The organism is Chryseobacterium sp. PCH239 (genome assembly GCF_018924625.1).
Classification (GTDB): domain Bacteria; phylum Bacteroidota; class Bacteroidia; order Flavobacteriales; family Weeksellaceae; genus Chryseobacterium; species Chryseobacterium cucumeris.
Genome location: NZ_CP073027.1, coordinates 4888500 through 4902588, shown reverse-complemented (window position 1 = coordinate 4902588; position 14089 = coordinate 4888500). Strand labels below are relative to the sequence as shown.

Genomic DNA, 14089 nt, shown 5'->3' with positions numbered 1-14089 from the left:
ACGACATTGAACACCCCTTTGTCAAGTATTATTTACAATCAAATATAAAACCGTGATTTTACGGGGATTTCCAAGGCATAAAAAGAGTATTTTTGGAAAAATTAAAATTCAACATGGAATCTGTAAGTAAAATATACTTCATTGATAATCCGTATCCTAATGGCCACAAAATTGAAACCTTTCGCTGGAGCGGGCAGATTGATGAATATGGATTTATCTGGTTTGATTTTCATTTAAAAACTGAAAATTATTACGCCAATGACGATGAAAACGGGAAAGAAGACGACGAAGATCTGTCCGACTGGGACTCCAAAATCGTATGGAGAAACTATCATGCCTGTACACTCTCGTCCAACTATTGGGGTGAACAGAGAGGAATCAGAATTAATAACCTTGATGAAAAATTAGATTTCGATGCTGTTGTTCAAAATGATCTTTTCAGTAATGATCTTCCGTCTGAACAACATTCTGATGATGATGATCTTGCTTTCAACATCTACCTGCTGGGACATGATAGCTGTGCAGGACATCAGATCCGGTTTTCAAAAAAAGAGAATAACCGGTATGATATTACATGGACGGGCAAAATAGCACTGACCTACGCAGGCGATTATGAGTTTTCGCATGATTTCAAAGCAGAAATTTTCAATACTGAATTTGAAGGTTTTCATTATCCTAAAACATGGTCATTAGAAAAAGCAACTGAAATGTTCAAAACCAGACTTGCCAATTTTGAAGCGTATGAATTTGTAGATCTGAATCCTAAAAGTAACAAAAGGGAGTATAAACTCGACAAACTAAAGTAATAACACTATAAAAACAGCCAATTAAAAAATATCATTATGAGTAAATATTCAATTGAAGCATTTATCAACGAAACGAAAGAAAATCCGCAGCAAAGAGATTATTTTGAACTGGAAACGAAACATCTTCTGGAAATCAACCTTAACAATCAGGCAGTATGGACGAAAAGAGGAAGCATGGTAAGCTATGTGGGAAATATCAATTTTGAAAGACAGGGAATGCTGTCCGGAGGAATTGGAAATCTTTTAAAGAAAGCTATCAGCGGTGAAGGAGCCAGGCTGATGAAAGCAGAAGGAACCGGAAAACTATATGTTGCAGATTCCGGGAAGAAAGTCCGTATTCTGTATCTGAATAATGAATCTGTTTGTGTAAACGGAAATGATATCCTTGCCCACGAACAAAGCGTCAAAAGCGATATCACCATGCTGAAAAGTATTGCAGGAATGATGTCCGGAGGACTTTTTCAGGCAAAACTTTCAGGAACGGGACATATTGCCATTACAACTCACGGAGATCCTCTTACATTGTTGGTTACTCCAGATACTCCTGTGTTTACAGATCCGAATGCTACTGTGGCATGGTCCGGAAACCTAAGCCCGGAACTGAAAACGAATGTTTCTTTCAAAAGTCTTATCGGCAGAGGAAGCGGCGAAGAGTTTCAGATGAAATTTTCAGGACATGGATGGGTACTGATTCAGCCTTATGAGGAGGTATACTATATGGAAAAATAAGACCAACAAAACTTAGAAGTGATTTAGAATTTTCGTAATAATTAAGATTTGCAGCCCATGAATACCCTTATAAAGCTATTTTTTGTGGTCATCATACTACCTAGCCTGATGATTGCCCAGACTTCAAAGAAAAATTACGAATATTCTATAGATCTTCTTCATATGTCCAATGATGAAGTCCGGGTATCTTTTTTGCCTCCAAAGAATAATCTTAAACAGGGCAAATTTATCATTCCCAAACTGGTACCCGGGTTTTATCAGGCTATGAATTTCGGACAATATGTTTCTGATTTCACCGCCACCGATAAAAACGGTAAAAAAGTAGTAACCGAACGTCTGGATAAAAACAGCTGGATGGTACATGATCTCAATCGTGTAAAGAAAATATCTTATCTGGTAGCTGACGGGTGGGACTCTCTGGAAAAAGAATCTAACGAAGCCAGATCTGCCGGCAGCATGTTTATAAAAGACAGTGTTTTTGTCATCAATTATAATTCTTTAGTGGGATATTTTGAAGAACTAAAAGATATTCCTTATAAGATTACCATTACAAAGAATAAGGATTTCTACGCATCTTCTGCTTTAAATTATCAACAGAAAAATAGGAATACGGATATGGTTTGGGCAAAGGATTACCGTGAACTGGTAGATTCTCCCGTTTTATATTCAGTTCCTGATACCACCTGGCTGAAAATAGGTCATACCAAAGTACTTGTCTCATTCTACAATAAAAAGGAAAGGCATTACTCCAAAACGATTGCTCACGAAATAGAAAATATTCTGAAAAATCAGCAGGCTTATCTTGGCGGGACATTACCTGTCAACAAATATGCTTTTCTGATTTATTATGAATCTTCCAATGAGAATGGATTTTTAGGAGACGGACTTGAACATTCCCACTCTACGGTCTGCCTGTACCGTTCCGGAAGTATGAAGTTTCTTCCAAATGCTCTGAACAGAGTGGCTTCCCATGAGTTTTTCCATGTTGTTACTCCACTCAACATTCATTCAGGGGAAATTCAGCATTATGATTTCCTGAATCCTGTTATGTCTAAACATTTGTGGCTATACGAAGGAATGACGGAGTATGCTACCGTTCATATGCCTATTAAACAAAAAATGATCAGTCTGGAAGATTTTGAAAAAAGTCTGGAAGAAAAGATCAAAGGCATGAAAGCATTTGACAACACTCTATCTTTAACGGAAATGAGTAAAAAATCTATGGAAAGACAGGATCAGTATATGAACTTTTATATGAAAGGAGCATTACTCGGGTTATGTCTGGATATAAGACTAAGAGAACTTTCTAACGGGAAAATGGGAACTCAGGATCTGATGCAGAAGCTTATGAAAAAGTATGGAGCAGGTCAATATTTTAATGATGATGAACTTTTTGATGAGATTACCAAAATGACTTATCCCGAAATACAGACTTTTTTTAGAGATTTCGTACAAGGCACTCAACCCATTCCTTTAAAAGAGTATCTGGAAAAAGCAGGATTCAATTATGATGAAGCTACCGGAAAGGTAACTCCTGTTTCCAACCCCGATTCAAAACAGATTGCATTAAGAAAAGCCTGGATCAATCAATAAATTTTCACACATATAACAAAATATGTAAAAAAATATAAATGATCAAAATAGAGAAAAAAGCGAAAATTAATAATCCATACGTCAATAATTCCAAAATCATTCAACTTTAAAATCCAACAAGCTACAAATTCTCACCAACTACTTCTGTTTCTTCATTCTCCTATTATCTATCACTTTATCGGGATTTACAAAAGTTTTAATATATTTAAGAAAAAAATAGATGAACAATAGTAACTCCCGCAGAAACTTTCTTAAGACCGCAGCTTTAGCAAGCTTTGGGGCATTGGTTTTACCCAATTCTTTATTTGCTTATTCCAATGATTTTAAAACGGATAAAAAAGTCCGCGTCGGTTTTATCGGTGTAGGCCTTCGTGGCCAGGAGCATGTAAAATTACTGGCAAAACGTAATGATGTAGAGATTGTTGCGTTTGCAGATCCGGAAAAAAGAATGCTTGCTGCTTCTCAAAAATCTTAAAAGACAACAATAAACCGGCTGCTCAGGAGTTTTCCAACGGGGAATATGACTATCGAAATCTTTTAAAATTAAAAACTATAGACGCTGTTGTGATTGCTACTCCATGGGAATGGCATCTTACCCAGGGCGTAGAAGCTATGCGTGCTAAAAAATTGTGGGCATGGAAGTTTCCGGGGCTATAAAGCTTCAGGACTGCTGGGAATTTGTAAAGGTATATGAGGAAACGAAAGTTCCTATCTTCATGATGGAAAACGTGTGTTACCGCAGAGATATTATGGCCATCCTGAATATGGTCCGTAAAGGAATGTTCGGAGAGCTGGTGCATGGAAGAGGTGGTTATCAGCATGATCTGAGAGGCGTTCTTTTCAATGATGGAGTTAATCCGTACAATTCCGGGGCTGAATTTGGAGAAAAAGGATTCAGTGAAGCAAAATGGAGAACCGAACATTATGTAAAGCGTAATGGAGAGCTTTATCCTACCCATGGATTAGGTCCGGTTGCGATGATGATGGATATCAACAGAGGAAATCGTTTAACGAGGCTTTCTTCATTCTCATCAAAATCTGTAGGCCTTCATAAATATATTGTTGAACATCCAAAAGGAGGAGAAAACCATCCTAGTGCCAAAGTAAAATTCAACCAGGGAGATATTGTAACCACACAGATTGCCTGTGCCAATGGAGAGACTATCCTTCTTACTCATGATACAAGTTTGCAGAGACCATATGATCTTGGCTTCAGAGTTCAAGGAACTGAGGGATTGTGGCAGGATTTCGGATGGGGAGATTTCAACCAGGGACATATCTATTTTGAAAAAACAATGAACCATACCCACCGTTGGGATAATACTGAAAAATGGATGAAAGAATATGATCATCCAATGTGGAAGAAGTTTGAAACTACCGCTGCAGGCGCCGGACATGGCGGGATGGATTTCTTTGTAATGAATACTTTTATTGAATGTATCAAACGAAATATAGAATTCCCGATGGATGTATATGATCTTGCCCTATGGTATTCTATAACCCCATTGAGTGAAGAGTCTATTGCCAAAGGTGGTCAGGTAGTTGATATCCCTGATTTTACCAATGGAAAATGGAAAACCCGTAAACCTGTATTTGGAATGACTGATGAGTTCTAAGAAGACATTACTCATATTAGCAGGCGGGTTAGGCAGTAGGTACAAAGGACTTAAACAAATAGACGGAATACTTGATAACGGTTCCCCGATTCTTGAGTATTCTATCTTTGATGCTCTGGAAGCCGGTTTCCAAAAAGTAGTTATTATTGTCAACAAACTGATTCCTGAAAGTTATATTGAAAGGCTCAACGGCATTTCAAAAGCTAAAAATTTTGAATTGCTTTGGGTATATCAGGAGATAGATACCATTCCTATTTCACTGGAAGGCTTTGATTATCCGGATCGTGAGAAACCATGGGGAACTGCTCATGCTGTACTTTGTGCCAAATATTCAATACAGGAACCTTTTGTGATGATCAATGCAGATGATTTCTACGGAAAAGAAGCCTATCGACTGGCTGCTGATGAAATTAACCATCATTATATTTCAGATACACAATTAGGGATGATTGCTTATCCTGTGGGTACAACATTGAGTGGCAACGGTGCTGTAGCAAGAGGAATATGTACGTTGGATGCTGAAAATTATCTGATTAAAGTAGAGGAACAAACTTCTATTCAAAAGATCAATCATTCAATCATTTATGTTGAAAACGGAGAAAATATAAAATTAGATCCCGAAACATTGGTATCCATGAACTTTTTTATTTTCCATCCTCATATTTTTTGTTATCTGGAAGCCTATTTCTATGATTTCATAGAATCTGATCCACTGCCCAATCAGGAATTTTACATTCCTTCCGCAGTACAAAAAATGATGAACGAAAACAGAGTCAAAGTAAAAGTGAAAACATCTCCATCCCGATGGATGGGAGTTACCTATGCTGACGATAAAAAGGAAATTATAGATTTTCTGACTTCAGAGATTAAAAATAACAGATACCCGGAAGATTTATGGAGCTAAATGATATTATTGCTGCTTTTATAACTACGAATAATTACGAACTCACTTCTATTACTGATGGATTGATCAATACCACTTATCTTTTGGAGAATAAAGATCAGGGAAAAAAGTTTATTCTGCAGAAAATCAACAATCATGTTTTTAAACAGCCGGAAGTGGTCGTTAATAACCATTTAATGATCAATGAAGTGCTCAGGTCAAATAATTATCAATTTGAAATTATAGAACCTATTCCTTCTCTTACCGGTAAAATTCTGGTAAAAGATAAAAATGGTCAGCCATGGCGTATGTTAAGTTTTGTAGAAAACAGCACTACATTCCTTACTGCTCCCTCCTTACAGACGGCTTTTGATGCGGCTAAAACCTTCAGTTATTTTCTCAATACGGTAAATACTGAACAATTACCTGCCATTGAAGATTCTCTTCCCAATTTCCTCAATTTTGAGAAGAGGGTTGCAGATTATAAAGACTCTTTAAAAATGCAGAGCCTTATTTTATAGAAAATGCTAAGACTGAAATAGAAATCACCAACCAGCTTTTGTCCTTACCTGACCGATGGATTGAAATGGAGAAAAACAACCAGATCCCTAAAAGGATTATTCATGCCGATGTAAAAATCAGTAATATTCTCTTTGATCAGAACCGTAATCCATTAGCTGTGATTGATCTTGATACCATGATGATTTCTACTATTTTGTATGATTTTGGAACCATGATTCAGTCCTACACCAATACAACACACGAAGATGACGGGACAGCCCAAAACAATTTCAACCCTGAAATGTATAAGGTAGTAAAAGAGGGATTCTTATTTCATTTAAAGGAAAAGCTGACGCCTGAAGAATATGAGAATCTTGATTATGCAGCACAAGTCGCTATTTATATTCAGGAACTTCGCTTTTTAACAGATTACCTTAACGGAAGTACCTACTATTCTATCATGCATCCTGAACATAATCTGGACAGGACAAAAAACCAGCTGGAACTGTTGAAGGGATTGAGAGAATATCTGGAAGCTAATGGGTTTCAGAGTGGGAAAGTTTGAGGGTTAGTTTTGTAAGACCATAGATTTCTAAAAAATGACAAAGGGTGCATATAAATAAAGCGCTCTGTTCGTCATTTCTCAGAAATCTAGCTTTATCTTCTCACTCTCAAACCCTGTCATTCCAAAACTCTCAAATTCTCCCACACTCAAACCAAAAAATCCAGTATTTTCCTCCACTCTTCCAGCTTTTTTTCAAAGGAAACGGTATGAAGCGGACTTGTAGAAGGCAATAAAAAAACGGGAAGTTTATAATTTTTCCCCAACAACTTTTGTAAGTTTTTGTAAGACTTTCCGCCATTGCAGAAAATAGCTTTTACATTCGGATGTTTTTCCAACAGTTCAGCAATCTGATTGGCTTCTTCATTCCTGATTTCAGAATCCAGGCTTCCTTTTCTCTCGCACGAATCAATAACATCCCACAGGGCAATATGATGTTTCTTTATCGTTTCAATTCTTTGTGTGTAATCATCAGTAAATTCTTCGTTCAGCAATTCAAAAATGATTTTCCAGAATTTATTTTGCGGATGGGCATAATACTGCTGTTTTTCCAGTGATTTCACTCCGGGAATTGATCCTAAAATCAGAATTTCAGACTGAGCATCAATAATGGGTGGAAATGAAGAAATACGGCTTTGCATATTCAAATATAAAGATTTAATTTATTTTAATTAGGTTGGAAGCCGGGAGCCTGAAGAAAGAAGTTATTGAGGTTTTGGCTAAAGTCATTATTTTTTTAATTAAAAAAAACGGGCTAAAGCCCGTTTCTATTGATATTTTATATTGTTTGTCTACAAAGTTTCCTTCAACCAGTCGAAGAATTCTCTCTGCCATACCAATCCGTTTTGTGGATGAAGTACCCAGTGGTTTTCGTTCGGGAAGTACACCAGTTTAGATTTTAATCCTCTTAATTTTGCAGCCTGGAAAGCTTCCTGACCCTGCTCGTAAGGAACACGGAAATCAATTCCTCCCTGAACAATCATGATCGGCTTGTTCCACTTTTCTACGAAGTTGCTTGGATTGAATTCTGTGTATGCTTTTGGAAGTGGTTTTTCCCATGGAGAACCAAGATCCCAATTTGCAAACCACAATTCTTCCGTAGTCAGATACCAGGATTTCATATCAAATAACCCATCATGAGCTATAAATGTTTTGAATCTGTTCTCATGGATTCCGGCCAGCATAAATACACTGTATCCTCCGTAACTAGCTCCTACAGCTGCTACCCTGTCACCGTCCACGTATGGTAAAGTTTTCGCAAAGTCTGTTGCCGCCAGATAATCTCTCATTGGCTGTCCGCCCCAGTCTTTTGAAATTTCTTCGTTCCATTTTGTTCCCCAGCCTGGCATTCCTCTTCTGTTTGGAGCTACTACGATATAATCGTTAGCTGTCATAAGAGCAAAGTTCCATCTTACACTGAAATATTGAGTAAGTGCAGACTGTGGTCCACCCTGGCAGTATACCAAAGTAGGATATTTTTTGTTCGGGTCAAAGTTCGGTGGATAGTGGAACCAAACTCCCATTTCTTTACCGTCTGAAGTTTTCACCATTTTAAGTTCAGATTTCCCCTGAGCCAGCTTAGCATAAGTTTCCTTGTTGGCTTCAGTAACCTGCTTCATTTCTCCATTTTTAACGTTTACAGAGAATAATTCTGTGGCATGGTTTACGTCTGTTCTTCCTACCAGAAGTGAAGTTTTATTATCTGTAAAGATTTCGTTAACGTCAAAATCTCCTTTGGTGATCTGCTGTACTTTTGCTGATTTTGAATCCAGCGAGAAAAGCTGTTTTGTACCTCTGAATGCCGCTGTGAAGTAGATTGTTTTTGAATCTGCTCCCCAAAGTACATCTCCTGAAACACTTTCGTCCCAACCTGAAGTAAGGTTAGTCGTCTTCCCTGACTTCCAGTCTAAAATTTTCACATCATTTTTATCAGCTTCATATCCGTCTCTGGCCATACTCTGCCAGATTAAAGATTTTCCGTCCGGGCTGAATTTTGGGTTTACATCATATCCTTTGTTGGATTCCGTAAGGTTTTTGGTAGTACCTGATGCCAGATCATAAGCAAAGATATCGGTATTGGTACTTGTAGTATATTCTTTACCACTTTTAGGTTTTGTAACATATAAAAGCTGTGCAGAATCCGGGCTCCAGATAAAATCTTCAGCACCACCGAAAGGTCTTTGCGGAGAATCCCAGGTTTTTCCTTCCAGAAGATCTTTCGCTCCTTCTACTTTATCGGCTGTATTCACTACAAATACATGGTTATATTTTCCTTCATTGAAATAATCCCAGTGTCTGTGGTTCAGGTCTGTGTATACCTGAGCCGTTGTTTTAGGAGTATCACTGAATTTATCTTTCCCCATTACTTTTTCAACCAATACCTGCTTGCTGAAAGCAATCTTCTTCCCGTCAGGAGAAATGACAATATTATCAGCTTCCCCGATGGTATAAAATTCTGTCCAGGTTTTTCCGGCATCTTTGGAAAGATAAATTTTATCTCCTTCCTGAGCATAAATTCCGTTTTTATCCCACTGAATAAGTGCTTTTTTACCGAAATCAATTTTGGAAGACTGGTTATTAAGAACATTCAGAAAATAGTTTTCATTTTTTGTTTTCTCTGTTTTCAGGTCTACCTGCCCTACTTTATAGATAAGAGAACCCTGATCTGGTGAAACTGCCTGTACCCCAACTTTTTTCAAAGTCCAAAGAATTTCAGGCGTCATTACTTGTTGTGCATTCATTAAAAGCGGAGCTGCCAAAGCCAGCAGGCTGTACTTAAGTTTCATATGTTGATATTCATTTTTAACGGATGTACAAAATCAGTTGATTTCCTACATCCTTTTATTAAATTCAAAGATTGCCAAAGTTAATATTTAAAATAAAAACGGACGAAAGAATTAACATTAAGTTTTTAAAGTTGATAAATAATTGATTTATGTACGGCAAAAGTTTACTAGTTTTACAAAAGACTAAACTAATACCCATTTTTCTATGAAAAAATTTATACTTTTTTCTTCACTTTGTGTATCTTCATTCTTTTTTTCACAGCTTACGATGAGCCCTTTTCCCAATCATTATTATAATCCTTATCAGGTCACAATTAATGGAAACGGGACTATTTATTACACCACTGACGGAAGCACTCCGACGATTAGTTCTTCCTCTGCCGTAAATAATGTTCAGATTTCTATTGATCAGAATAAAGAGATCAAGGCATTTCTTGTTAACGGACAAGGAAGTTCTTCTCCTGTAATCAGTAAAAAGTATTATACAGGAAGTATTCCTACTGCTGCTATTTATTTTAAAGCACCTTCCACATGGGCATCAGGAAGCTGTGTAATGGTTGATATGGTCAGTCCCAATTCTATAGACGGATTTGCAATCGATACATTCTGGCCCGGAGTTGTAATGCAACCTGCCGGATGTGAATCATGGTATAAGACTACGAGAGATTTTGAAAGTGCCAATGTCCGTTTTAATAACTGTACTCTATTTGAGAATATTCCTGCTACCATCAGTACCAATCTGATTCCGATGGGAAGTACTTTGTATTATGATTTTACAGATGGAGTAATAACCACTCCGCCTTCATGTTTATTTTTAATATCTAATGAATCAGTCTCTAAAAATAAAAGCGTTTTTATCAAAGTTTATCCGAACCCTGTTTCAGATATTTTAAAAGTAAATACTGACCGGAACTTCAACGAATATGAGATTACAGATGTGAATGGAAGGGTGATTTTAAAAGATCAGTTTATGAAAGAAATTTTAATTAGTCAGCTTATCTCAGGAAATTACTTTTTAAAGCTTAAAGATTCGAAAGGAGACCTCGTGTTACTGAAGTTCATTAAAAAATAAAGAAATCCGCTCGTTGAGCGGATTTCTATTTTGATCTTTATGATTTTAATTAATCTCCATCTGAGAACATTGAATTCGCCAGAGAAGTTACAATTGATAATAATATACTGAAGATAAATGCCCACCAGAAGCCATCTACAACCATACTGTCTATGAAATAGTCTGCAATAAGGACAATTGCGGCATTAATTACCAGCGCAAAGAATCCTAAGGTAAGAATAGTCAGCGGAAGGCCAAACAGACTTAAAATTGGCTTTACAAATATGTTAAGAACCCCAAGCACAATCGCAAAGATGATGGCTGAAGAAAATCCTTCAAACTGTACTCCCGGTAAAATTTTAGTTAAAAGATAAGCAACAATTGCTGTAATAAAAAGTCGGATAATTAAGTTCATTGTGATATTTTTTAATGTTTATGGGGTTTGTTGAGCAAAAGCTATTCCATTCCGGAAAAAAAATGCTTTGAAACCCTTTATTGAAGGAATATCTTGTCTTTTATTTTCTCTTAATTTCTTATTTTATTTTCATCATGGTTACTAATGAGGTGGCTACATGACTTTCAGAATCAGAACCTTCGGTCTGGACATAGATTTCCGTTCTCACTACAACAATTTTCCCTCCCCCTTTGATAACATAGGATTTTGAAATCAAAGCATCACCCATTGCCGGACGAAGGTAGTTCACTTTCAGCTCAACGGTCACTACATAACAGTCTTCCGGATAATGGCTCACAGCGGCATATCCTGAAGAAACATCCACCAGAGAGGCGATCATTGCGCCATTGAACATGCCTGCTTTTCGGGTCATCATTTCCATCTTAGGGATCTTCATCGATATAAAATCAGTTTCTACTTCCAGCAGTTCTGCTTTATAGAATTTCAAGGTTTCCGAGCGGCTGAAGCTGTCTGTAATGAGTTTCTTTTTTTCTGGTGTCATGAATTTTATTTTAAACAAAGGTAAGCGCTATAAAGTTTTTGATCTCAATGATCTTTCAATTTTTCATTAAAAAACCGCTCCATGAACAGGAAACGGCTTCTTTCCAAGGTTTTAAACCCTGCTTACACAACAAACGATAACTTTTCAGATAAACCTGACGCTTTCAGATGATGATCTTCTCTGATCATATCGGCTTCTTTTTCACCAATCATAATGGTAGGTGCGTTGGTATTTCCGGAAACCACATCCGGCATGATCGATACGTCAGCTATCCTTAATCCTTTTATTCCATATACTCTCAGTCTCGGATCTACTACAGAAAGGCTGTCGACTCCCATTTTACAGGTTCCGGTCATATGATGATAGGTGGAACATGATTTTTTGATATGATCTATCACTTCCTCTTTTGTTTTTCCCATTTCACGGCATATTTCAACACATTGATAAAGTGCTTCCAGATCGGATTCTTCAGAAAGAATCCTTATCAATCTGAGAGATTTGAACTGGAGCTGGCTATGATTTTATGTAAGCATCATGAGGAGATTAAAAGCGATGTTGATGGCTGGTATGAGAAGTTATTCCGGTAAAACTACCTGTCAAAAAAAGTGTAAGGCCGGATTTTTTCGGAATGAAATTTACGACGTTTAGTTTATTCGTACATAATGTCGTTTCGTAAGAATCTCTGGCTAGATAGGTTGGAAAACGCAAAGTCGCCAATTGTCGCCAAACTATTTGTTTTTGAGGCGTTAAGATTTGATCTCCGATAAAATATAATATTGCTTTACATTTACAAAAAAATTTATTTAACTTTCCTATTATTGAATTCAAAAACTCACGTACTCCATTATGCTGAATGATTACAAAAAACACGAATTGTTTGGGAAAACCCTGATACAGAAAATTGATATATCAGGGTCCTTCAGGTATGATTTTCCGGTTTCGGAGCAAGCCTGCTTTCTGTATGTGCTTAAAGGTGAGTTTCAGTACAAAACAGAGGAACAGGAGTTTGATGTTTCTGCAAATTATTCTCTTTTTCTGAACTGTATCAGCTCCGGAAAACATATTCAGAACTCAGTGTCAGAAGATCATTGTGAGATTGTGATCGTTACGTTCTATCCTGACATCCTGAAAAAAATCTATGACAGAGAATTGCCTTTATTACTGCAAAAACCTTCCGATATCGTTTCGAATAAATCCAATGAGAAAATAAACAATGACTTTCTGATTCAGAAGTATGTAGAAGGGCTGCTTTTTTATTTTGAAAACCCTTCCCTCGTTAATGAAGATATATTGGTTCTAAAACTCAAGGAAATCATTTTGCTGTTGGCTCAGTCACAGAATGCTAAGGCCGTTCAGCTGATCCTGTCACAGCTTTTCTCTCCCACCACTTATTCTTTTAAGCAAATCATTGAAGCGAATTTATTTTCACAGCTAACAATCGAACAGCTTGCTGAGCAAAGCAATTTAAGTGTATCATCTTTCAAAAGAGAATTTTCAAAACTTTACAACGATACCCCCGCCAATTATATAAGAAACAAAAAACTGGAAAAAGCCGCCGAATTACTTTTAATATCCGATGAACGCATTACCGATATCGCGTTCGAATGCGGATTCAACGATCTGACCACTTTTACCAAAAACTTCAGCGATAAATTTCATATAACGCCCTCCAATTACCGCCAGGAACGGAAAGGATGATAATCGTACCTTTTTAAAGATTATAAATGTATTTCCTGTTTTGATAAGGAGTTCTTTTCTGAACCAAAATCCCAAATTCTTGAACTAAATCACAAAATCATTTCTGTATTTCTATCGCAAATTTGTACCGTCAGTTACAGGGAACAGTAATATACCTGCAGCTCATAAGTATCAATTTTAAAATACAATCAATATGAATCTATCAGGTTTAGGAATTTTTCACACTATTATTGGCGTAACAGCTCTTGTTGGCGCAGTGATAGGATTTATCAGATATGGTAAAATCAATCTGGCTAAGCCGTCAGGAAAAGTCTATTTTTATGCGACGGCCATCACTTCACTTACAGCATTGGGTATCTCCAAAAACGGAGGTTTTAATGCAGGACATGTGTTTTCATTATTTATCATCGTTTTGATCGCTGCGGCCTATTTTCTTTTTGCCAATAAAAAAGGAAGTAAGAAAGTCCGGTATTTTGAGAATTTTCTATTGTCATTCAGCTTTTTTCTGTCGCTTGTCCCAACTGTTAATGAGACATTCACACGGGTTCCGATTGGACATCCTTTGGCCAAAGACATCAAAGATCCGATCATTGGGCAGACTCTTCTTGTTATTTTACTGCTTTTTATTGTTGGATCTGTTTTTCAGTTTATCAAACAGAAAAGAGAGAATGTTGAAGTTTCATGATGACACGGTATTTAAGAAACTGTAAAACCACCCCGTCAAAAATTCTTTGAATTTTTGCCACCCCTCCACTGGAGGGGAATTTTTACGTCTTTAGTTGGGGTATTTGTAAATAGGATAACTATTCTAATTCTAAAGATAAGTGTATGGTTGGCTTCCGCTGAATGACAAATACAACGTTTTGCTTATCCGTACACTTTGTCATTCCATAGAATCTATGTATAGA

14 protein-coding genes and 1 pseudogene are annotated in these 14089 nt (G+C 36.9%); 10 read left to right on the top strand and 5 right to left on the bottom strand.

Features of this window, described 5'->3' with window-relative positions:
• The first annotated feature begins 92 nt into the window (after nucleotides 1–92).
• From KBP46_RS22520 to KBP46_RS23945, 7 genes and pseudogenes are all read left to right on the top strand, one after another.
• Complete coding sequence (locus tag KBP46_RS22520; RefSeq protein ID WP_216444239.1) at nucleotides 93–806, top strand: hypothetical protein; 714 nt, start codon at nucleotides 93–95, stop codon at nucleotides 804–806.
• A gap of 36 nt (nucleotides 807–842) precedes the next feature.
• Nucleotides 843–1535, top strand: a complete 693-nt coding sequence (locus tag KBP46_RS22515) for an AIM24 family protein (protein ID WP_062672057.1) — start codon at nucleotides 843–845, stop codon at nucleotides 1533–1535.
• Nucleotides 1536–1592: 57 nt separating this feature from the next.
• The gene (locus tag KBP46_RS22510) at nucleotides 1593–3128 is read left to right on the top strand and encodes a peptidase M61 (protein WP_216444238.1); all 1536 of its coding nucleotides are present in this window, start codon (nucleotides 1593–1595) and stop codon (nucleotides 3126–3128) included.
• Between the two features lie 220 nt (nucleotides 3129–3348).
• Nucleotides 3349–4744 (top strand): annotated as a pseudogene (locus tag KBP46_RS22505) (Gfo/Idh/MocA family oxidoreductase).
• Nucleotides 4734–5648, top strand: a complete 915-nt coding sequence (locus KBP46_RS22500; RefSeq protein ID WP_216444237.1) for a sugar phosphate nucleotidyltransferase — start codon at nucleotides 4734–4736, stop codon at nucleotides 5646–5648. Before KBP46_RS22505 ends, KBP46_RS22500 begins: the two are co-directional and overlap by 11 nt.
• Nucleotides 5639–6148: a hypothetical protein gene (locus tag KBP46_RS23950; protein ID WP_253297114.1), complete on the top strand. Its 510-nt coding sequence runs from the start codon at nucleotides 5639–5641 to the stop codon at nucleotides 6146–6148. The genes KBP46_RS22500 and KBP46_RS23950 overlap by 10 nt, the downstream gene beginning before the upstream one ends.
• Before the next feature lie 65 nt (nucleotides 6149–6213).
• Nucleotides 6214–6693 carry an aminoglycoside phosphotransferase family protein gene (locus tag KBP46_RS23945; RefSeq protein WP_253297113.1) on the top strand — a complete coding sequence of 160 codons (480 nt, stop codon included), beginning with the start codon at nucleotides 6214–6216 and terminating at the stop codon, nucleotides 6691–6693.
• A 146-nt stretch (nucleotides 6694–6839) separates the two neighbouring features.
• Here the strand turns inward: KBP46_RS23945 and KBP46_RS22490 are convergent, their stop codons facing one another.
• Both KBP46_RS22490 and KBP46_RS22485 read right to left on the bottom strand, forming a co-directional pair.
• Nucleotides 6840–7331, bottom strand: coding sequence for a DNA-deoxyinosine glycosylase (locus tag KBP46_RS22490; protein ID WP_216444236.1), 492 nt, complete (start codon nucleotides 7329–7331; stop codon nucleotides 6840–6842).
• 150 nt (nucleotides 7332–7481) lie between these two features.
• Nucleotides 7482–9476, bottom strand: a complete 1995-nt coding sequence (locus KBP46_RS22485) for a S9 family peptidase (RefSeq protein WP_216444235.1) — start codon at nucleotides 9474–9476, stop codon at nucleotides 7482–7484.
• A 205-nt stretch (nucleotides 9477–9681) separates the two neighbouring features.
• Here KBP46_RS22485 and KBP46_RS22480 point away from each other — a divergent pair, with 205 nt between their 5' ends.
• On the top strand, nucleotides 9682–10548 hold the full coding sequence (locus KBP46_RS22480) for a chitobiase/beta-hexosaminidase C-terminal domain-containing protein (protein ID WP_216444234.1): 867 nt from the start codon (nucleotides 9682–9684) through the stop codon (nucleotides 10546–10548).
• Between the two features lie 49 nt (nucleotides 10549–10597).
• On the opposite strand, the gene KBP46_RS22475 is transcribed toward KBP46_RS22480, so the two are convergent.
• From KBP46_RS22475 to KBP46_RS22465, 3 genes are all read right to left on the bottom strand, one after another.
• Nucleotides 10598–10942: a phage holin family protein gene (locus KBP46_RS22475; protein WP_114821738.1), complete on the bottom strand. Its 345-nt coding sequence runs from the start codon at nucleotides 10940–10942 to the stop codon at nucleotides 10598–10600.
• Nucleotides 10943–11060: 118 nt separating this feature from the next.
• On the bottom strand, nucleotides 11061–11483 hold the full coding sequence (locus tag KBP46_RS22470; RefSeq protein WP_062672074.1) for a PaaI family thioesterase: 423 nt from the start codon (nucleotides 11481–11483) through the stop codon (nucleotides 11061–11063).
• A gap of 122 nt (nucleotides 11484–11605) precedes the next feature.
• A complete protein-coding gene (locus tag KBP46_RS22465; protein WP_253297112.1) occupies nucleotides 11606–11971 on the bottom strand; it encodes a GMC oxidoreductase in 366 nt (121 codons plus the stop codon).
• Nucleotides 11972–12329: 358 nt separating this feature from the next.
• Here KBP46_RS22465 and KBP46_RS22460 point away from each other — a divergent pair, with 358 nt between their 5' ends.
• Both KBP46_RS22460 and KBP46_RS22455 read left to right on the top strand, forming a co-directional pair.
• Nucleotides 12330–13181 carry an AraC family transcriptional regulator gene (locus tag KBP46_RS22460; RefSeq protein WP_216444233.1) on the top strand — a complete coding sequence of 284 codons (852 nt, stop codon included), beginning with the start codon at nucleotides 12330–12332 and terminating at the stop codon, nucleotides 13179–13181.
• A 193-nt stretch (nucleotides 13182–13374) separates the two neighbouring features.
• Nucleotides 13375–13866 carry a hypothetical protein gene (locus KBP46_RS22455; protein WP_216444232.1) on the top strand — a complete coding sequence of 164 codons (492 nt, stop codon included), beginning with the start codon at nucleotides 13375–13377 and terminating at the stop codon, nucleotides 13864–13866.
• Nucleotides 13867–14089 lie beyond the last annotated feature (223 nt).

Coding starts and splice junctions, on each gene's coding strand:
- KBP46_RS22480 (WP_216444234.1), top strand. CDS start 9,682: ATGAAAAAATTTATACTTTTTTCTTCACTTTGTGTATCTTCATTCTTT.
- KBP46_RS22455 (WP_216444232.1), top strand. CDS start 13,375: ATGAATCTATCAGGTTTAGGAATTTTTCACACTATTATTGGCGTAACA.
- KBP46_RS22485 (WP_216444235.1), bottom strand. CDS start 9,476: ATGAAACTTAAGTACAGCCTGCTGGCTTTGGCAGCTCCGCTTTTAATG.
- KBP46_RS22470 (WP_062672074.1), bottom strand. CDS start 11,483: ATGACACCAGAAAAAAAGAAACTCATTACAGACAGCTTCAGCCGCTCG.
- KBP46_RS22500 (WP_216444237.1), top strand. CDS start 4,734: ATGAGTTCTAAGAAGACATTACTCATATTAGCAGGCGGGTTAGGCAGT.
- KBP46_RS22490 (WP_216444236.1), bottom strand. CDS start 7,331: ATGCAAAGCCGTATTTCTTCATTTCCACCCATTATTGATGCTCAGTCT.
- KBP46_RS23950 (WP_253297114.1), top strand. CDS start 5,639: ATGGAGCTAAATGATATTATTGCTGCTTTTATAACTACGAATAATTAC.
- KBP46_RS22515 (WP_062672057.1), top strand. CDS start 843: ATGAGTAAATATTCAATTGAAGCATTTATCAACGAAACGAAAGAAAAT.
- KBP46_RS22475 (WP_114821738.1), bottom strand. CDS start 10,942: ATGAACTTAATTATCCGACTTTTTATTACAGCAATTGTTGCTTATCTT.
- KBP46_RS23945 (WP_253297113.1), top strand. CDS start 6,214: ATGGAGAAAAACAACCAGATCCCTAAAAGGATTATTCATGCCGATGTA.
- KBP46_RS22460 (WP_216444233.1), top strand. CDS start 12,330: ATGCTGAATGATTACAAAAAACACGAATTGTTTGGGAAAACCCTGATA.
- KBP46_RS22510 (WP_216444238.1), top strand. CDS start 1,593: ATGAATACCCTTATAAAGCTATTTTTTGTGGTCATCATACTACCTAGC.